Here is a 16,944-nt window from a genome sequence, read left to right on the forward strand (position 1 = left end):
AAGCACAACTTTATCAATATAATATTGTTATATCAAACTATAACAATTAAATGGAGGAACAAATGATGACAATGATGAACCGTGTAATTTTCAAAGGAGAAACATACTACAAAGTAAATGATTTACAGGAGCTTTACAATGTATCAATGTACAAAATTAAGAAAGCAATCAAAGAACAAGGAATTGTAATAGGAACATTAAAAGGGTTTGGTCGTTCCTTATTTATCCTTGAATCTGAGCTAAACATGCTCGAAATTGATGGCGCAGTTACATATATGAAAACAGCTGTAAAAGATTACCGTGAAGAAATGACTGTTGGTAGCAGAATGTCTGTGATGGCAAATAGTATGTTCCGTATAATAAAAACCACTGAAGAAATCATTCAAGAAGCGTCTCAAAATGCTATTGATAAGCTTGATGAACACAGCTCTACAGAATTGACATTGACAACTAAAACAGATGATGAAGAAATTGAAGCTATTGAAACGTTCAATCAATTAGCTAAAGAATTTGGTTGTGCAAACCGTTTTCACCGTATCGAATTACTTATCAATGGTGAGCTAACAAATGTGGTTTTACATACAATTAATGGGACGTTATCTAGTATTGATGACTTTTCTATGATTAATTACATATCTATCGAATCCTTTAGAAGCGAATTTGAACGAGGAAGCTTTAACGATGGTTTCGACCAAGGAGAATTTGTTTTAACACCAGGTGAAAGCAATACAACAAATGAAGAAGCTTTTATTGCATTGCTTGAAAAAATGAAAAATGAAAAATGGCATATTGCTTATCCTAATGGAGAACCTGAGCTTATTGATGATGATGGAATGTATTTCATGAGACCAAAATTTTGGAAAGAAGCAGAAATATATGTCGCATTATTGAAAGCTGATTATAAATATGTTCATAGAGCTCGTCAATTTTAACGGGCTCACACATTATTAAAATAGGAGGAACTATCTATGGAAACGGAACAAAAAAGAAAACAGCACGACAGCTTCATACTCGTTTACCTGATGATGTATTTGCATTTTATGGTGAAAAAGCTGAAGGTGATGGACTTGAAGATGCTACAAAATACATTCGAGCTTTCTTAATCCGAAATGCTAGAAAACAAATGAAACAACGTAAACAAATTGAAAATTAATATTCAAAAAATATTGTTGAGTAGTTTTCTTACCAATTAAACATTATCAATTTAACATCTTAAAATTATGCTAAATAAATTAATGGAGGATTAGATTATGGGATTTAAGGCAAATAGAATATGTGGTTTTTGTGGGCAGTTAGTAAAAAGCAAAGAAAGATGTGTTTGTCAAAAGTATAGAGCTAAACCTAAAAGTGGATATCATCCAAGTACCACAAGAAAATTTCAGAAGTTACGTAAGCAGATTATATTAAGAGATGATGGTCATTGTGTACGGTGTAGAATTAAATTTGGATTATTTATCACTGATAACCTACAATGCCATCATATCCAGTCCTGGCGTGATTATCCAGAATTTGCTTACGAAGAAAGTAATTTGATTACATTGTGTAAACAATGCAATTTAGAACTGGGAAACAAAAATAAATTGGATTTTAATTATGAAATTAAAAATATAAATCCATCCATTGCTTTATAAAACAGATTAATAGCCCCCTGTCCAAAAAGAAAAAACAGTAGGAGATGAATGGACAGAGGGGTAGTCCAAAACTAAAAAAATTTTCCCCATAACTTATTTTTTTGAGTATGTTTAATTTTATCCTGTATAGAGGATTGTGAATAAATGGGGATATTTAAGAGATAAATAAGAAAGGAATATAATATTATGACTAGACCAACTAAATCTGTGAGTCAAATGACAAGGAAAATATCAAAAGCTGAAAAACAGGCACGGGAAGAAATGGAAAGAAAACTTGTAAGAAATCTACAATCAAAACCTGAAGCATGGTTGTCTATGAACAAGAAAGAGCTAGCAATTTTCAATAAGTTAGCAAAGCTAAATGAAAATTTTACTGAAGCCGATTCTATTAGTTTATCGATGTTAACAAAGAGTATGTATCGTTATCATTTATTAAATAATAAGTTGGAAGAATTAGATGAGGTACATGAATGTTCAATGGAACTTGAGAAACGCATTAAGGCTTATGAAAAATCAATTACAACACATATTACTGCGCTATGTATTCCACTTAGTCAACGTTTGCGATTAAGTAATGAAATGGCTAAATTAATGATTGAAGAAAAGAAACTAGAACAAATGAATACAAAAAATAAACAGGAAGTCAATCCATTACTGGCTCTATTGGAGGAAGATGATGATGAATAAATCTGTGCAGATTATCGCTCCAAATCAGGTTGAAAAAGCTTGCATTAATTTCTTCATGAGTTCGATGTTCTACAGTATTAAAAAGACTATGAATATATGTAGAATCACTAATAAATAAGATAAGTCCTTCTTGAGAATGAGACTTATCTTATTTATTAAGTGAATTTCTGTTTTACAAAGTTTGTTTTAATATATTAATCTCTTAAGAATATATGATTTTATACAGTTCTCGGATTTCATCTTGTGCAGCTGTGTCATATACCCCATTAATATTTGACTCATCTTGCAATCCAGAAGAATACTCAGGAGTGAAGATATTTCCAGCCAGTCTGTAATCTTGTTTGTAATATTCAATACCTGAATTTCTTCTGAATTTTCCTAAGGAGACAAAAATAACCTTTTTTACTTTTGCATGCATTAACAAATTCCTTATGGTTTCAAATGATGTGCCGTTGTTTAAATAATCGTCTAAAATACATACAGTTTTTCCTTTTAGCTTCTTTACATATTTTGGATTGATGTTCATACTAGTGAAATGTCTTTCGCAATATAATCTATCCTCATTGTTTGTAATAGAATGACTTTTTTGGATTTTGGTATGCCTAATAAAAAGAGGGTCTGTTAATTTTTTTCCCATTAATATTCGTGCTCTTTCTTTCAATGCCCAAATGTCTTCATTAATATCAGTTCCAGAAGACGGCATGAATGACCAAATGTCAACGTCCTTAAAGATTGGATTATGTATAATCGATGCTAAAAAGTGCAACTGCAATACTTTAAAATATTTTTTATCACCATGTTTTAGTAGGCTCCTAAAACCATCAACAATTTCTTTCTCTGTCCGTGTTACATTTCCTTTGGTGTTTGCACTGGTTAGTGAATACACTGTAGCATTTTCATCAATATCTAATTTGTAAAACCAAACTTTTTGGTTTTTGATAATTTGAATTACTTTATATAATGCTTTGATTGAGGGCATTTCTATACCGTATTGTACAGGTAATTTATCTTGCACATCGGACCATTTAGGAGTAAAAAGCGCGGTTTTGGTGTTAGCAGCTATACGTAAATCATCATCGTTACTCCCAACTAATATACAAGTCCCATTATTATCTTCTTTCAATAATTCTCTTACCTCTCGTCTGTAACAAAACTCTGCGAACTCAAATTCTTCTAAAAGGTCAGCTACTTTAGCACGGTCATGTGACATTATAATGATTTTATCCCCGTCATTATTTAATTGCAGTATTAGTTCCCTTATACCATCATAAACAAGATTTCCTTTATTTTTTAATGTAGATGTTGGAAAAACAATTGTTTTACTCATAGTTTCTTTCCCCCTCAATATATCTTGTAATTATTTCATTTATTAATTCATCGATTGAAAATCCTGTAATTTTGGACATGTGTTCAAGTTCTTTAAATGATGAAGTTTTTATATTAATATTTACAGGTGATGTTTGAGTTTCAAATGTATGATACATTACATCACTAGAGTTTTTTATAGGAAATGCATTCCCAGTTGTAAGCAATTTTTTTACACCAGATGAAAGTTTTTCTGGTTCTTGAATTATATTAGGACAGAATATTTTTTTGCCTTGTTTATATGCAAACCGTGACGTATGCATTGTGCCACTTTTTTCGTCTGCCTCGAATATAATTACTCCTTGTGATAAGGCAGATATAATTCGATTACGGGCTACAAAATTATGTTTTTTTATATTTGTTTCTATGGGATACTCTGATACCAATAATCCATCATTATTTAAAATTGATTCAGCTAAATCTGTATTTCCTTTAGGATAGATGGCATCTAATCCATGAGCTAGAACAGCAATAGTTTTCCCTCTATTATGTAAGCAAGCTTGATGAGATTCAGTATCAATCCCTTTAGCTAAACCACTGACTATTACTATATTTTCTTTAACAAGTCCTTGAACTATGTCATGAACGGCTTCGACAATATGTTTGCTTGGCTTTCTGGTCCCAACACACGCTATTGATTTTGGAGAATTTAGTAATTCAACATTTCCTTTCGCGTAAAGGAATAGAGGTTTTTTATCAAGAGCTTTTAAGCTTGTGGGATATTCACTATCATAATAAGATAGTATCCTTATATTTTGTTTTTTGTTGTTAGTTATAAAAATTTCTGTCGACTCTTCGACTTTCTTTATATTATCAATATTGTAAAAAATATCAAGTTCTTTGTCGCTAAAGATGTTATATTTAAATTGTAATTCGACAACATCACCTTCAAACAATAAAGAAAAATCTTTTTTTGAAAAATTCCTAGCTGCATAATCTATAAAACCACCGTTTATACCAAGCTTTTGTAACATTAATAGATTTTTAAGCATCTTCACTCCCCCATAATGTATTTCATCCTTAAGTTTTAAGCGTTTTAAAGTCAAAAGAAAGTGAAAATTTTCTTTTTTACTTTGCAATCTCATAAATTCTGTTAGAAAAAAATACTCATATAAAACAATAGTTCTCATTTTATTATAACCGTTAAATGAAAATAAATAACATATGAATGCTTGTCTTTTTACTCTGTGTTATTTAACTTTTTGAAAGTTATTTTGTGAATAAGATAAATGAAGAACGATTATCTTATTATTTTGGTGAATCTTGAGGTGCTCAAATATATTATTATATAAACCTTACATTTAAATTAAAGTGAGAAAGCCAGTAAAATGACTATTTTACTGGCTAACACTTATAATTTCAATTGATGATGGAGGGACTTTCTTTTCCTTTGATACCGCCATAAATATAAACAAATCACATCGCCACGAACCAACATAATGGAACGTGGCATTTTTGTGTGTCCTTACGTTTGTTCCTTCGCTTTTTTTACTTTGAAGCTCGTGCTTTTAGTTTAGATATATGTAAATCTATAAGGGTTTTCCAACCTTCTTTGAAGTTTGTAGGAATTTCATCTAATACCAGGGCTTTGAATGTAATATCAAATGAGTTTTGATTAACGTCATGACGGTCATAAGTTTGTTTTTGTAGCTGTTTATAAACTTTTTTATATGGTATAGGAGTACGTAGTTTCATAACATGAAAAGTATAGAGAGCAGCGTCTTTCCCATAACGTAAGGAAACCAGTTGGTGAAAACGTAATAAGTACAGCAGTTCTTCAAGTGTGTGATTTCGGAATTTTCTATTGAGTTTCACTTCTTTAGAAACTTTGATAAAATCTTCAAGAAAACTTCTGAAAAAATACATATTATTAAAATAGAAGTCTATCTGTTGGAATATACAAACCAGTTCTAATGTAGCATATTCTTCTTTCTGTATTCTGATTTTTGTTATATTTTTTTGTCTTTGTAATATATTTCGTTTAGCTTTTGATATATTTCCCTTATGCATTTCAAGTTCCGCTTCTGATAAATTTCCAAGTTCTCTTAGATAATCACAAATTGCAATACATAGAGGAGAATAAAGTTGAATAATGGCCTCATTAATAGCTTTTTTTCTTTCTCTTTTATTAGTTAGCCGATGTGATAATACTTGTGATGACATACCTGCTACAAAAGTAACAGACCCTGTAAGTGTAGCTGCAAGTAGTGCGGGATTTCCTGCGAAACTATTCCCCAAATTATTTAACCAATCAAACATTTTTTTAGCCCCTCTTCTAGATATAATATAATCATAAATTAATATATCATTTCTTATATAAATTGAATTTAGTTTTTGTATATAAATTAATATATTTGTTTGTAAATAATTTGAATTTTGGAAATTTAATCTTTTTTCCTTGCAAAATTTTTCTTCTCAATATAACAGTATTAAAAAGGTTGAGGGAGAAATCGAAATGAAAAAATTACCGACAATTAAAGTGACTGAAATAAATAAACCATCCATGGAATCACTTAAAAATTTAGCTGAATATATGGTGAAGTTAACGACTCAATGAGTCGTTTTTTTATTTGGTTAAAGTAATCCCTAAATTCGCAACAAACTGGTTCTGGAAAAACAACAACAATGTATGCGTTATTAGAAGTAGCTAGAAAATGGAAAACACGTCGCATCATTACACTGGAAGATCCAGTTGAGCAAAGAAAAGACGGTTTATTACAAATTCAAATAAATGAAAAAGCTGGTATCACATATAAAACGGGATTAAAGGCTATTTTGCGTCATGATCCAGATATTATTTTAGTTGGCGAAATTCGTGATGAAGAAACAGCAAAAGTAGCTGTAAGGGCCAGTTTGACGGGACATTTAGTAATGACAACCTTGCATACAAATGATGCGAAAGGAGCGATACTACGATTTATGGATTATGGTATTACAAGGCAAGAAATTGAACAATCATTATTAGCAGTAGCTGCTCAGCGGCTCGTCGAATTAAAATGTCCATTTTGCAGAGGGAAGTGTGCAACTTTATGTAAATCAATGAGGAAAGTGAGACAGGCAAGCATTTATGAACTGTTATATGGATATGAATTAAAACAAGCGATTAAAGAAGCTAGTGGAGAACATGTTACGTATCACTATAAAACGTTGGAATCGTCGGTTCGAAAAGGGTATGCTTTAGGCTTTTTAGAAGAAGATGTATATGTTTAAGAGAAAATGGAGTTTAAGTGATCAAGCATTATTATGTAAAAGATTAAGTGATTTATTAGAGAAAGGTTACTCACTTTTGCAGGCGTTAGAATTTTTGCAGTTGCAACTACCATTAGGGAAGAAATTACAGTTACAGCGTATGATCGAGGGATTGAAAAATGGACAAAGTTTGCACGCTTCTTTTCACCAATTAATGTTTCACTCTGAGATGTTAAGTTATTTGTTTTATGCAGAGCGACATGGTGACATTTCTTTTGCTTTGCAACAAGGGAGCGTACTTCTTTACAAGAAAGATAAATATAGGAAAGATATGATGAAAGTAATGCGATATCCTATGTTTTTATCATTTTTTTTAATGATTATGCTTTCTGTTTTTAACCTCATTTTATTGCCTCAGTTTGAAATGATGTATAGTTCTTTACGTTCTACAGCACCACCACTTACGGAGCAAATTTTAGTTGCAATTAAATTATTACCCTACTTCATTTATATGATTGTTCTTATCGTTATAACGGGATTTAGTTTATATATATTTTATTTCCGAAAACTTCCGCCTACTCAAAAGGTAAAGATTATGATCCGTATTCCCCTTATGAAAACATTTCTTATTTTAAATCATTCGCATTATTTTTCCACTCAATTAAGTGGTTTATTACACGGTGGATTGTCGGTACACGAAGCATTAACAATAATGATGAAGCAAAAGTATCATCCGTTCTTTCAGTATGAAGCAGACCGAATTGAGCGGCAATTAATTGCAGGAGAACCGTTACAATCTATTATTGATAAAAGCGGTTATTATGAGAAAGAACTTTCTTATATCATTACGCATGGACAAGCAAACGGTAATTTAGCAAATGAGCTTGGTGATTACAGTGAGCTCATTATTGAAAAGGTAGAACAAAAAATTAAACGTATGTTATTTGTGATTCAACCCATTTTATTTACATGTCTTGGGGTTATAGTCATTTTGATGTACTTAGCGATGATTATGCCGATGTTTCAAATGATGAATTCTATATAGGGGGCATTTACATGCAGAATGAGGAGGGTTTTACTCTTTTAGAAATGTTATTAGTTATGGTTGTCATAACTGTATTATTACTATTAATTATTCCAAATGTAGTTACACAGCGCTCATCCGTCCAAGGAAAAGGATGTGCAGCCTATGTGAAATCTATAGAAGCACAAATACAAGCATATCACTTGCAACATAATAAGATTCCATCAATAGAGGAACTTGAAACAGGAAAGTATATTACTTCAAAAACTTGCCCGAAAGGTGAACCAATCCATATTTCCGATGATGGTACGGTATCAGCTGGAAAATCGTGAAGCAAAAAGGTTTTACTCTTTTAGAAATGCTACTTGTCTTATTTGCTATTTCTGTACTGAGTGTTGTTACGCATTTTAACGTTACTTCATTACATGAAAAACAAAAAGTTGAGCAGTTTTTGAAACAGTTTTCAAATGATATTTTGTATATGCAGCAGTTAGCGATTAAGCGTCAAAAACATTATACGTTACGCTGGTTTAAAGAGAAACATATGTATTATATTTCGGAATCGGAGACAGCCCTTTTAATTGCTAAGGGAGAATATGATAAAGATGTCCAAATTGATCTGCATACCTTTCCAAATCCAATGACATATAATCCGAGCGGGAATATTAATAGGGGTGGTACGATTTTACTTTCCTATCGAGAGTATAAATATGAGATTGTATTTCAGCTTGGAAGAGGGAGATTTACGTATCGTGAAGTGTCAAAAAGGATCAGTAATGGTTGAAATGGTTGTAGCGTTAAGTTTAATAATGATGGCGGTATCGTTATTGCTCCCGCAAACATTATTAATTATGCAAGAAAGAAAAAATATAAAAATGAGCTATAAAGCATTAATATTATTAAAAAAAGAAGCGGCCTTATTTAAGTATGAGAATGAGGAAAAGCGAGTAAAAGAGCAAGTCATAAAAGGAATTGTATATTACACATATTGGAGAGGAGATGAAGTTTGTACGATGTGGAAAGATATGAGAGGAAAAGCGATGGAGCAATGCCTTTATGCAAAGGAAAAATAAAAAAGAAGCGGGATTTACATTAATAGAAATGATTGCATGTTTGTTGCTTTTATCAATGTTCTTTTTACTTTTACCGCGTCTTCATATTATGGGGATAGAAAATACACATTCAAAAGGATTAAATGACTGGGAGTGGGATGTGTTTTTAGGACAAATGCAATTAGAGTTTCGTGAAGTATCAAGTGGGAGGAAGATAGCACTAGAAAACGGTGGGAATATTTTACGCTTCCAACTTCGTAATGGTGATCAGGTGACGTATGAAAAGTTGAATAGTAATTTAATAAGAAAAGTAAATATGCGCGGAAGGGAATTTATATTACAAAGGATTGAAGCGATTTCGTATAAATTAACACCTCATTTGTTATATATATATGTGAAAGATATAAGTGGTGAAATATATGAAGGCGTGGCTGTGCGCTATAGTGAAATTGAGATAGAAACATGAGAAAACAAGATGGATTTGCAATGCCAGGAACAATTATTTTTCTTATTTTATTCATTTCTTTTTTGATGTACGAAACGAATATGTTACTTTCGGATAAAAAATTTTATTCTGAAATAGAACAAAGTTTTTTCATGGAGGAACTTGTTGATCGAGCTATTTCAGATATAAAAAGAGAGTTACAGCAAAAAGAAAAAGAGGATGTTTTTTTATTTCAGTATGAAAGAGGAGAAGTGAGTGGAAAGTACGTCTTTGAAAATGATGCTATTATCATTTCGTTGCAATGTGTTACAAAACAGAGAGTTTTCTATACAGTGAGCTTTCACTATAGGAAAAAGGATAATAAAATATTTGATTGGGTAGAAGGATAGTGTGTAAAATACGTGGGAGAGAACCACTAATTCCTATTGTGGAGTGAGTTAATTTCTGTGAGGGAAGGGATAAAACGATGGTCAAAAGTTTAAATTTTCTCAAAAAAGAGAAAGGTAGAAAGAATATGATATATTCATGCTATCCAATCATTTTTTTCTAGGGAGATAAGGAAATGACAAACAACAATCAAATAGGTGAAAATAAGGAACAAACTATTTTTGATCATAAAGGAAATACGATTATGACAGAGGATAGGGAAATACAAATTATTTCAAAATTCGAAGAACCTCTTATTGTCGTATTAGCAAATGTATTAAGTGATGAAGAGTGCGACAAATTAATTGAATTGTCTAAAAGTAAGATGAAACGTTCTAAAGTTGGTTCATCACGTGATGTAAATGATATTCGAACGAGTAGCGGTGCATTTTTGGAAGAGAATGAACTAACTTCGAAGATTGAAAAACGAATTTCATCTATCACGAATGTTCCTGTAGCGCATGGAGAAGGATTGCACATTTTAAATTATGAAGTAGATCAAGAATATAAAGCGCACTATGATTATTTTGCGGAACATAGTAGATCAGCTGCTAATAATCGTATAAGTACTCTTGTGATGTACTTAAATGATGTAGAAGAAGGCGGAGAAACATTCTTTCCGAAATTAAATCTTTCTGTACACCCTAGAAAGGGAATGGCAGTATACTTTGAGTACTTTTATCAAGATCAATCACTAAATGAGCTTACGTTACATGGAGGAGCACCTGTAACGAAAGGTGAGAAATGGATTGCAACGCAGTGGGTGAGAAGAGGTACTTATAAGTAAAAGCGAGTATGTTACGTTTTGTTCTTCATTTTACAAGAAGAACAAAACGTTTTTTTTATTAAATAAAGTAACATCTTTCGTTATAATAACAAATAATAACGGATGATTGAGAGGAACGAAAATGAAATCTATATACATAACCGGCTATATGGGAGCTGGGAAAACAACAATTGGAAAAGCTTTAAGTAAAGAACTCCATATGGAAGTTGTAGATACAGATCAAAAAATCGAAGAGCAGAAAGAGAAAGCGATTCGGTATATTTTTGCAGAAGAAGGCGAAATGGCTTTTCGCGAATATGAAAGTGAAATGTTACGTTCACTACCGGTTCAGAATGTAATTATTACAACTGGTGGAGGGATTATTGAACGAGCGGAAAATCGAAAGTGGATGAAGGAAAATGGAACTGTCGTGTATTTATATTGTGATCCACATGTAATTGCAGAAAGGCTTCGTGAAGATACGACACGTCCACTATTTCAGAAGAAAGATATAGATGCATTTGTGATGAAATTTGAATCGCGCCGAGCTCATTATGAAGAGGCTCATATTCATATCGATACGACGAATAAATCGGTAAAACAAATTATGAATGAATTAAAGCAAAAGATTAATGAATAAAAAAGTGGACATACTAATCAAGTAGAGGTGATGATAATATGTCTACTAATGATTATGTACGCTTTGTGACACAGCAATTTGTGTCATATATGGATGCTCCAAAAGAGGATCGAAAACAACAGAAACAACAACGTCGTGCGGAGAAAGAGCCATTCTTAAATAAATGGTTTGGTGTTATGCCACTGAGCGCTGCTTTGTTTTATCGAAATGTAAAAAATAAAAGAAAAAAATCAAGCTAACTTTTTCGTAATATGTTTAGCAAAACAAAAATCCCCTAGTATAACAAGATGCTAGGGGATTTTTGTTTATTGCACAGACTCTTTTTCCTCAGTAACCGCATGTATTTTATTGTTTACCCATACAAATCCAATTCCGATACAAATAGAAATCCCCCAGCCAACAGCGGTCATAATAGCTCTCATTTCACCATATCCATCTACACCGAAAACAGAGATGAAATAGATTTTCAAGAAGCTTTTTAATATAAATTGAAGGCCGAAAAATAGTGTTAAATATTGCAGTGCTGGATATATACGACTATCACGATAAAGCTCACGGCTTTTATCACGATCATGACCTTGCAGTGCTGCGATATCAGCTGCGAAATATAACATGAGTGGTTTTTTTATAAAGATTGTACATATAACGATGCAGCCAAGTACGATATGATAATATGCATCATTCCATAGCATTCGTTCAGCCGACCCAGATATTAAGTCTACCGCTGTATTAGAAATAAGTGTAATTAAAATAAAGAACCCTGTAACGTTAAGCTGTTTTTCTTTTTTAAAGGTATACAGTGTATAAATAATCCCCGGAACAGAGGAAATTAACATTGCGTAATAAGGATCGATATAAGGTTTTGCAAATTTCCAAATGAGGAATGGGAATACGAGATAAAAGACAAGATCTAATATAGCTTTTTTATTTTGATTCATACATGGCCTCCTTAAGTCATACATATATTTTATAATATAATTTCTGAAAATTGTATAAGGTTAATGAAAAAAAGAAAAGTAGATGATTAGTAGATTAAAAAATTGCCCCTAGCGTAGTAAGTTTTTTTAGTATATAATAAAGGAAACGCTTTCATTTTTGGTTTGTTCACAAAATGGACGGAAAATCACATATTTACTATTGATATGTTGCTTTATAATGAAACCAATTAAATATACATGCATACAATATTGTGAAATAAATAACATAAATAATCTATATAAATGTAAACGTTATCAAAGAGAGAGGTGGAGACAATGAGTAAATTTTTCTTCAATCATAATCCAGCAACATTAGAGGATGGAAGACTTGTTAAGTATGCTGAAATTATTTATGGAGAAGGTGGCCGTTCTGTATTAGAAAATTTAATGGTGAAGGCATCTATCAGATTGCGTGATCGTTATCCGAATAAATCTGACGAACAGATCTCGAACCTCGTAAATCAAGGCATCCATGATATGTTTCAAAAATACGTGAATGAGTAAGAGCAGCTACTGGCTGCTCTTATTTTTTTGTATAAGGATTGTGCCTCTAGCTGAAAATAAAGATGCATTTTGAAACATGCAAAAAGGAGGCGAAAAAGATGAGTAATGGAATTGGTCGTTCAAAAGAGAATCTGCCAACTGATGCAAACCATGTAAGTGCAAAGGATCGTGCATATCAGAAACGTATGACAGAGAAAAAACAGCAAGAGCGTAATGAAGATAGAGAATAGGCTGGGAACATATCTTAAAAGAAGCTCCTTCAATCTGAAGGAGCTTTCTTTAAGATAGAAAATGATGTGCGGTAACATAAAAGAGACCACCGTTTATAATTTGTATTGTAATGCGTGGTTCGTATTGTTCTTGTAATGCTTGCTTTTCAATTTCATAGCTTTCTGGAAGTTCATCGCTATCTTCGTAAAATCGATTTAAAAGGTCTAAATCGTGATTCCAACGCACTCTCGCTTCTTTTGCCCACGTATGGTCATCTTCTGCGATTATATTTTTTAAAGCATCCTCTATACGTTGTAAGCCACTTTGTGGCTTAATGATAGGCGAAAGAGTAAAACAAAAATCAGGTATTTTCGGTGTGAGTTTGATCTCTGCTAAAGTGTCATGAAAGTTTGCAATCATTGTCCCAGAAATAAGATGAATACCGATGGAATGAAGTATGTCTTTTTTTCGGTCGCATTGATAAGATACTTTTATATTTACACCAAGCCAAGGATGAAGGGGGGTATGAGTTGCCCCGCTATGTTTCACTTCCTCATATAAACGTATGTATGAACCTAGTTCTTTTGTTGTTTCAAATATTTGATGCAAACGTGGTGAACCGTAATGAATAAGTTCACCGTCATTTTCTTCGTTTTCCGGATTTGTAATAAGAGTAAGGCGCATCGGGTTCGGAACGCCTCCTGTTTTTTCAAGATAGTGCCAATAGAAAGGGCGGTTCATTAATAATTTATCCATTTCAATTGTTAACTGCACGTCTAATAGGTGAGGGGAACGTTCTAAAATTTCGCAGTTATTCGCCTCAAAAAAGTTATATAAGTAATTATGAATTTCATTTTGCTGCATAGTCTTGCACCTCTGCTTCATTGCGCTTCGCAAAATCGATAATAGATGTCAAATTTTCCATCTTGATTCGAATTTCACCTTCGCTTTTTGACTGAGCGAAAATTTCTTGAATATGCGCATCAATATTTTTCATGTTGATTCTCGTTAAAATTTCATCGAGTTCACCGATTACACGTTCAAATAAATTAATTTTTTCATATAGTAGTTTTAAAATGTGCTCTTCAACAGTATGCTTTGTTGCTAAGTTATAAATATGAACATCATTTTTTTGTCCAAGACGGTGAATACGTCCAATCCTTTGCTCGAGTCGCATTGGATTCCACGGTAAGTCGTAATTAATCATATGGCTACAAAATTGTAAGTTAATTCCTTCACCACCGGCTTCGGTCGCAATTAATACTTGGGCATGATTTTGGAAAAGCTCCTTCATCCAATCTTTCTTCCCGCGCTTAAATCCACCGCGAAATGGAACAGAGGAAATGCCATGTTGTTGTAAGAACCATTGTAAATACATTTGTGAAGCTCTATATTCAGTGAAGATAATGACTTTATCGTCAACTTCTTTTATAAGCTCTAGTGCTTTATTTGCTTTGGAGTTGAACGGAATATGATTAATTTTGTCCATCAGCACATCAATATGTGGGTCCTTTATGTAGTGCTCATTTTCTTTCTGTCTTTTTTCTACATGTTTTTTTAATGAATAGTAAACAGCTTCACGACTACTACATGCTTCCCGTTTTAAAGTTAAGGATGAGAAAGCAGATGTGACGGCATCTTGTCCACGCCAATTTTCAATTTCATTATACAAAGCTTGTTCTTCTTCATTGAATTCAACGAAGATTGTTCGTACATGCCTCTTCGGCCAATCAATGCCAGTGTTATTGCGTCTATTTCGAACCATTACTTTATTGATAAGAGCTTTTAAATCTTCATCGGATTCAGTGGAACGATTTTTAGAAGCGTAATATTCTTCAAAATTAGATTGATTGCCTAAATGACCTGGTTTTAATAAAGAAACGAGGTTGAAGATTTCATCGATTTTATTTTGAACAGGAGTTGCAGTTAGTAATAAACAAAACTTCTTTTTTAATCGCTGTGCAAATTCATAGTTTTTTGTTTTATTATTTTTTAGTTTATGTGCTTCATCGATAATAATAAGGTCATACTCTAGGTTTAAAACGATATCGCGATGCGGTGAACGTTTCGCAGTATCGATTGATGAAACGATGACATCAGCTTGTTCCCAAGAATAACTTTTCTTTTGAGCGACCGCAGGAATAAAAAATTTTGTGTTTAGTTCATACGCCCATTGAGATACGAGAGAAGCTGGAACGAGAATGAGTACCTTTTTTACAAGTCCTCGAACCATATATTCTTTTAAAATAAGTCCAGCTTCAATCGTTTTTCCAAGTCCGACTTCGTCTGCTAGAATCGCTTTACCATTCATTTGTTCAATGACATTTTGAGCGACCTCTAATTGATGTGGAAGCGGCGTGAAATGTGATAAATGTTTCGGTGCTTGCAATCCATCAAAAGTAGGGACGAGTAACGATTTCTCTGTTTTATAAGCTAAATGATATAAATCCCAATTTGTCCAAGGGCCATCTTCATCAATTCTTTTTAAAAAATTATTTTGCCACGTTCGATCTACGGAAATATCGACATTCATTAAGACTCTCCCACCTTTTATAAACTAAAGTGATTATTAAAAAAATCTTTATTATAAGCCTTGTAATAAGGCGCTATCACAATTACTAAAAGTTAAAGAATAGACAACGATAAAGGTCTAAATCTTAAAAGTTGTATTTAATAGGATTAAGAATAAAAAATTCTAAATTATTTTTTATGCTAGAATATTGATGAAATATAGCGAATGATGTTAGGATAATGGTGTGAAATGTGTGGAATCTTTCGTATTTTATCCAAGAAAGCACTTTTTTATTTACGCTTTCATAAAAAAATATAGTGAGATTCCGTATATCCTATCTTTTCAGAATGAAAATGTTTAGATATGGGAAGCAACTTTTATTGATTTGTCAGAGCATAAGGGGGAAAGAGCATGATTACATTACAACGTACACCGTTATTTGATGTATACGCGAAGTATGGTGGGAAAACAGTCGACTTCGGTGGTTGGGAATTACCAGTTCAATTTTCAAGCATTAAAGAGGAACATGAAGCTGTACGTACAGGAGCAGGTTTGTTCGATGTATCTCATATGGGAGAAGTAGAGGTAAAAGGTGTAGATAGTTTAGCATTTTTACAACGTGTTGTTACAAATGACGTATCTACCTTAAAGGTAGGGGGCGCACAATATACAGCTATGTGCTATGAAAATGGTGGCACAGTAGATGATTTATTAATCTACAAACGTGGTGAAGAAGACTATTTATTAGTAATCAATGCGTCAAATATCGAGAAAGATTACGAATGGTTAGCTAGCCATGTAATTGGCGATGCGAAAGTAGTCAATGTTTCTAGTGAAGTTGCGCAGCTTGCAATTCAAGGACCAAAAGCAGAAGGCATTTTACAAAAAGTTGTGTCAGAAGATTTGAAAGAAATTAAGTTCTTTAAATTTAAAAATAATATTCTTGTAGATGGAATTCCTGCACTTGTATCTCGTACAGGTTACACAGGTGAAGATGGATTCGAAATTTACTGTAAGAGTGAAGAGGCAGCAAAACTTTGGGAGAAACTTCTTGAAGTGGGAGCAGAAGAGGGCTTAAAACCATGTGGCTTAGGTGCTCGTGATACACTTCGCTTCGAAGCAACACTTCCGTTATACGGACAAGAGTTATCAAAAGATATTACACCGATTGAAGCGGGAATTGGCTTTGCGGTAAAACCAAATAAAGAAGCAGATTTCTTTGGAAAAGAAACGTTAAAAGAGCAAAAAGAAAACGGTGCATCTCGTAAATTAGTCGGCATCGAAGTAATCGAACGCGGTATTCCTCGTACGCATTACCCTGTATTTATAGGAGAAGAAAAAATCGGGGAAGTAACGAGTGGTACACAATCTCCAACGTTAAAGAAAAGCATTGGTTTAGCACTAATTGATGTAAAATACGCAGCAGTTGATACAGAAGTAGAAATTGAAATTCGTAATAAACGCGTCAAAGCAGTAGTTGTTCCAACACCATTTTATAAACGTTCAAAGTAACGGG

Annotated in this window: 23 protein-coding genes and 1 pseudogene; 17 read left to right on the plus strand and 7 right to left on the minus strand. The window is 32.8% G+C overall.

Features of this window, described 5'->3' with window-relative positions; all coding sequences use genetic code 11:
• The first annotated feature begins 62 nt into the window (after window positions 1-62).
• The 4 genes from ABH959_RS05610 to ABH959_RS05625 all read left to right on the plus strand — a co-directional run bounded on the left by ABH959_RS05610 (window position 63) and on the right by ABH959_RS05625 (window position 2,318).
• Window positions 63-932 (plus strand): hypothetical protein, encoded by an 870-nt coding sequence (locus ABH959_RS05610; protein WP_404492367.1) that lies wholly within the window; start codon window positions 63-65, stop codon window positions 930-932.
• Between the two features lie 36 nt (window positions 933-968).
• Entirely contained in the window at window positions 969-1,103 is a 135-nt protein-coding gene (locus ABH959_RS05615) for a hypothetical protein (protein ID WP_404492368.1), read from the plus strand.
• A gap of 147 nt (window positions 1,104-1,250) precedes the next feature.
• Window positions 1,251-1,631, plus strand: coding sequence for an HNH endonuclease (locus ABH959_RS05620; RefSeq protein WP_404492369.1), 381 nt, complete (start codon window positions 1,251-1,253; stop codon window positions 1,629-1,631).
• A 186-nt stretch (window positions 1,632-1,817) separates the two neighbouring features.
• Window positions 1,818-2,318 (plus strand): hypothetical protein, encoded by a 501-nt coding sequence (locus tag ABH959_RS05625; protein WP_404492370.1) that lies wholly within the window; start codon window positions 1,818-1,820, stop codon window positions 2,316-2,318.
• Between the two features lie 202 nt (window positions 2,319-2,520).
• Here the strand turns inward: ABH959_RS05625 and ABH959_RS05630 are convergent, their stop codons facing one another.
• The 3 genes from ABH959_RS05630 to ABH959_RS05640 all read right to left on the minus strand — a co-directional run bounded on the left by ABH959_RS05630 (window position 2,521) and on the right by ABH959_RS05640 (window position 5,942).
• Window positions 2,521-3,645 carry a phosphoribosyltransferase gene (locus ABH959_RS05630; RefSeq protein ID WP_404492371.1) on the minus strand — a complete coding sequence of 375 codons (1,125 nt, stop codon included), beginning with the start codon at window positions 3,643-3,645 and terminating at the stop codon, window positions 2,521-2,523.
• Window positions 3,638-4,675, minus strand: a complete 1,038-nt coding sequence (dprA, locus tag ABH959_RS05635; protein WP_404492372.1) for a DNA-processing protein DprA — start codon at window positions 4,673-4,675, stop codon at window positions 3,638-3,640. Before dprA ends, ABH959_RS05630 begins: the two co-directional genes overlap by 8 nt.
• Window positions 4,676-5,171: 496 nt before the next feature.
• Complete coding sequence (locus ABH959_RS05640; protein WP_404492373.1) at window positions 5,172-5,942, minus strand: hypothetical protein; 771 nt, start codon at window positions 5,940-5,942, stop codon at window positions 5,172-5,174.
• A 342-nt stretch (window positions 5,943-6,284) separates the two neighbouring features.
• Between ABH959_RS05640 and ABH959_RS05645 the strand changes: the two are divergent.
• The 10 genes and pseudogenes from ABH959_RS05645 to ABH959_RS05690 form a co-directional block, all read left to right on the plus strand.
• A pseudogene (locus tag ABH959_RS05645) lies at window positions 6,285-6,893 on the plus strand (ATPase, T2SS/T4P/T4SS family); the annotation flags it as partial.
• Window positions 6,880-7,917, plus strand: a complete 1,038-nt coding sequence (gene comGB / locus ABH959_RS05650; protein WP_016096112.1) for a competence type IV pilus assembly protein ComGB — start codon at window positions 6,880-6,882, stop codon at window positions 7,915-7,917. The pseudogene ABH959_RS05645 and the gene comGB, both read left to right, overlap by 14 nt.
• 11 nt (window positions 7,918-7,928) lie before the next feature.
• A complete protein-coding gene (gene comGC / locus ABH959_RS05655) occupies window positions 7,929-8,228 on the plus strand; it encodes a competence type IV pilus major pilin ComGC (RefSeq protein ID WP_002088623.1) in 300 nt (99 codons plus the stop codon).
• Window positions 8,225-8,680 carry a competence type IV pilus minor pilin ComGD gene (comGD, locus tag ABH959_RS05660; protein ID WP_404492374.1) on the plus strand — a complete coding sequence of 152 codons (456 nt, stop codon included), beginning with the start codon at window positions 8,225-8,227 and terminating at the stop codon, window positions 8,678-8,680. The genes comGC and comGD overlap by 4 nt, the downstream gene beginning before the upstream one ends.
• Window positions 8,673-8,969 carry a hypothetical protein gene (locus ABH959_RS05665; protein ID WP_002165075.1) on the plus strand — a complete coding sequence of 99 codons (297 nt, stop codon included), beginning with the start codon at window positions 8,673-8,675 and terminating at the stop codon, window positions 8,967-8,969. The genes comGD and ABH959_RS05665 overlap by 8 nt, the downstream gene beginning before the upstream one ends.
• Window positions 8,953-9,414, plus strand: coding sequence for a competence type IV pilus minor pilin ComGF (gene comGF / locus ABH959_RS05670; RefSeq protein ID WP_002190666.1), 462 nt, complete (start codon window positions 8,953-8,955; stop codon window positions 9,412-9,414). Before ABH959_RS05665 ends, comGF begins: the two co-directional genes overlap by 17 nt.
• Entirely contained in the window at window positions 9,411-9,782 is a 372-nt protein-coding gene (gene comGG / locus ABH959_RS05675; protein ID WP_113935579.1) for a competence type IV pilus minor pilin ComGG, read from the plus strand. Before comGF ends, comGG begins: the two co-directional genes overlap by 4 nt.
• A gap of 173 nt (window positions 9,783-9,955) precedes the next feature.
• Window positions 9,956-10,606, plus strand: a complete 651-nt coding sequence (locus ABH959_RS05680) for a 2OG-Fe(II) oxygenase (RefSeq protein WP_219303532.1) — start codon at window positions 9,956-9,958, stop codon at window positions 10,604-10,606.
• A 121-nt stretch (window positions 10,607-10,727) separates the two neighbouring features.
• Window positions 10,728-11,225 (plus strand): shikimate kinase, encoded by a 498-nt coding sequence (locus ABH959_RS05685; protein ID WP_113935577.1) that lies wholly within the window; start codon window positions 10,728-10,730, stop codon window positions 11,223-11,225.
• A 38-nt stretch (window positions 11,226-11,263) separates the two neighbouring features.
• Window positions 11,264-11,464: a YqzE family protein gene (locus ABH959_RS05690; protein WP_002015009.1), complete on the plus strand. Its 201-nt coding sequence runs from the start codon at window positions 11,264-11,266 to the stop codon at window positions 11,462-11,464.
• Between the two features lie 66 nt (window positions 11,465-11,530).
• Here the strand turns inward: ABH959_RS05690 and ABH959_RS05695 are convergent, their stop codons facing one another.
• Together ABH959_RS05695 and ABH959_RS05700 are read right to left on the minus strand one after the other, a co-directional pair.
• On the minus strand, window positions 11,531-12,163 hold the full coding sequence (locus ABH959_RS05695) for a VC0807 family protein (protein WP_002145755.1): 633 nt from the start codon (window positions 12,161-12,163) through the stop codon (window positions 11,531-11,533).
• A gap of 126 nt (window positions 12,164-12,289) precedes the next feature.
• Entirely contained in the window at window positions 12,290-12,406 is a 117-nt protein-coding gene (locus ABH959_RS05700) for a GTP pyrophosphokinase (RefSeq protein WP_080019198.1), read from the minus strand.
• A gap of 72 nt (window positions 12,407-12,478) precedes the next feature.
• On the opposite strand from ABH959_RS05700, the gene ABH959_RS05705 reads away from it, so the two are divergent.
• Complete coding sequence (locus ABH959_RS05705) at window positions 12,479-12,706, plus strand: hypothetical protein (protein WP_000032698.1); 228 nt, start codon at window positions 12,479-12,481, stop codon at window positions 12,704-12,706.
• A 98-nt stretch (window positions 12,707-12,804) separates the two neighbouring features.
• The gene (locus tag ABH959_RS05710; RefSeq protein WP_002088613.1) at window positions 12,805-12,936 is read left to right on the plus strand and encodes a hypothetical protein; all 132 of its coding nucleotides are present in this window, start codon (window positions 12,805-12,807) and stop codon (window positions 12,934-12,936) included.
• 49 nt (window positions 12,937-12,985) lie between these two features.
• Here ABH959_RS05710 and ABH959_RS05715 read toward each other — a convergent pair whose 3' ends face one another.
• On the minus strand, window positions 12,986-13,780 hold the full coding sequence (locus tag ABH959_RS05715) for a YqhG family protein (RefSeq protein WP_113935575.1): 795 nt from the start codon (window positions 13,778-13,780) through the stop codon (window positions 12,986-12,988).
• Window positions 13,767-15,449 (minus strand): DEAD/DEAH box helicase, encoded by a 1,683-nt coding sequence (locus ABH959_RS05720; RefSeq protein ID WP_002015016.1) that lies wholly within the window; start codon window positions 15,447-15,449, stop codon window positions 13,767-13,769. Before ABH959_RS05720 ends, ABH959_RS05715 begins: the two co-directional genes overlap by 14 nt.
• Window positions 15,450-15,839: 390 nt before the next feature.
• On the opposite strand from ABH959_RS05720, the gene gcvT reads away from it, so the two are divergent.
• Window positions 15,840-16,940 (plus strand): glycine cleavage system aminomethyltransferase GcvT, encoded by a 1,101-nt coding sequence (gene gcvT / locus ABH959_RS05725; RefSeq protein ID WP_113935574.1) that lies wholly within the window; start codon window positions 15,840-15,842, stop codon window positions 16,938-16,940.
• Window positions 16,941-16,944 lie beyond the last annotated feature (4 nt).

The sequence above is a fragment of the Bacillus sp. RC51 genome (assembly GCF_044908115.1).
GTDB classification, from domain to species: Bacteria; Bacillota; Bacilli; order Bacillales; family Bacillaceae_G; genus Bacillus_A; species Bacillus_A mycoides.

What these genes read in the sequence shown, in the direction of transcription:
- ABH959_RS05630 (WP_404492371.1), bottom strand. Translation starts at nt 3,645, where the DNA reads ATGAGTAAAACAATTGTTTTTCCAACATCTACATTAAAAAATAAAGGA.
- ABH959_RS05615 (WP_404492368.1), top strand. Translation starts at nt 969, where the DNA reads ATGGAAACGGAACAAAAAAGAAAACAGCACGACAGCTTCATACTCGTT.
- ABH959_RS05695 (WP_002145755.1), bottom strand. Translation starts at nt 12,163, where the DNA reads ATGAATCAAAATAAAAAAGCTATATTAGATCTTGTCTTTTATCTCGTA.
- ABH959_RS05710 (WP_002088613.1), top strand. Translation starts at nt 12,805, where the DNA reads ATGAGTAATGGAATTGGTCGTTCAAAAGAGAATCTGCCAACTGATGCA.
- ABH959_RS05665 (WP_002165075.1), top strand. Translation starts at nt 8,673, where the DNA reads ATGGTTGAAATGGTTGTAGCGTTAAGTTTAATAATGATGGCGGTATCG.
- ABH959_RS05690 (WP_002015009.1), top strand. Translation starts at nt 11,264, where the DNA reads ATGTCTACTAATGATTATGTACGCTTTGTGACACAGCAATTTGTGTCA.
- ABH959_RS05625 (WP_404492370.1), top strand. Translation starts at nt 1,818, where the DNA reads ATGACTAGACCAACTAAATCTGTGAGTCAAATGACAAGGAAAATATCA.
- comGC (WP_002088623.1), top strand. Translation starts at nt 7,929, where the DNA reads ATGCAGAATGAGGAGGGTTTTACTCTTTTAGAAATGTTATTAGTTATG.
- ABH959_RS05705 (WP_000032698.1), top strand. Translation starts at nt 12,479, where the DNA reads ATGAGTAAATTTTTCTTCAATCATAATCCAGCAACATTAGAGGATGGA.
- ABH959_RS05620 (WP_404492369.1), top strand. Translation starts at nt 1,251, where the DNA reads ATGGGATTTAAGGCAAATAGAATATGTGGTTTTTGTGGGCAGTTAGTA.
- dprA (WP_404492372.1), bottom strand. Translation starts at nt 4,675, where the DNA reads ATGCTTAAAAATCTATTAATGTTACAAAAGCTTGGTATAAACGGTGGT.
- comGB (WP_016096112.1), top strand. Translation starts at nt 6,880, where the DNA reads ATGTATATGTTTAAGAGAAAATGGAGTTTAAGTGATCAAGCATTATTA.
- comGF (WP_002190666.1), top strand. Translation starts at nt 8,953, where the DNA reads ATGCAAAGGAAAAATAAAAAAGAAGCGGGATTTACATTAATAGAAATG.
- ABH959_RS05610 (WP_404492367.1), top strand. Translation starts at nt 63, where the DNA reads ATGATGACAATGATGAACCGTGTAATTTTCAAAGGAGAAACATACTAC.
- ABH959_RS05715 (WP_113935575.1), bottom strand. Translation starts at nt 13,780, where the DNA reads ATGCAGCAAAATGAAATTCATAATTACTTATATAACTTTTTTGAGGCG.
- ABH959_RS05685 (WP_113935577.1), top strand. Translation starts at nt 10,728, where the DNA reads ATGAAATCTATATACATAACCGGCTATATGGGAGCTGGGAAAACAACA.
- ABH959_RS05700 (WP_080019198.1), bottom strand. Translation starts at nt 12,406, where the DNA reads ATGCATGTATATTTAATTGGTTTCATTATAAAGCAACATATCAATAGT.
- ABH959_RS05640 (WP_404492373.1), bottom strand. Translation starts at nt 5,942, where the DNA reads ATGTTTGATTGGTTAAATAATTTGGGGAATAGTTTCGCAGGAAATCCC.
- comGG (WP_113935579.1), top strand. Translation starts at nt 9,411, where the DNA reads ATGAGAAAACAAGATGGATTTGCAATGCCAGGAACAATTATTTTTCTT.
- gcvT (WP_113935574.1), top strand. Translation starts at nt 15,840, where the DNA reads ATGATTACATTACAACGTACACCGTTATTTGATGTATACGCGAAGTAT.
- ABH959_RS05680 (WP_219303532.1), top strand. Translation starts at nt 9,956, where the DNA reads ATGACAAACAACAATCAAATAGGTGAAAATAAGGAACAAACTATTTTT.
- ABH959_RS05720 (WP_002015016.1), bottom strand. Translation starts at nt 15,449, where the DNA reads ATGAATGTCGATATTTCCGTAGATCGAACGTGGCAAAATAATTTTTTA.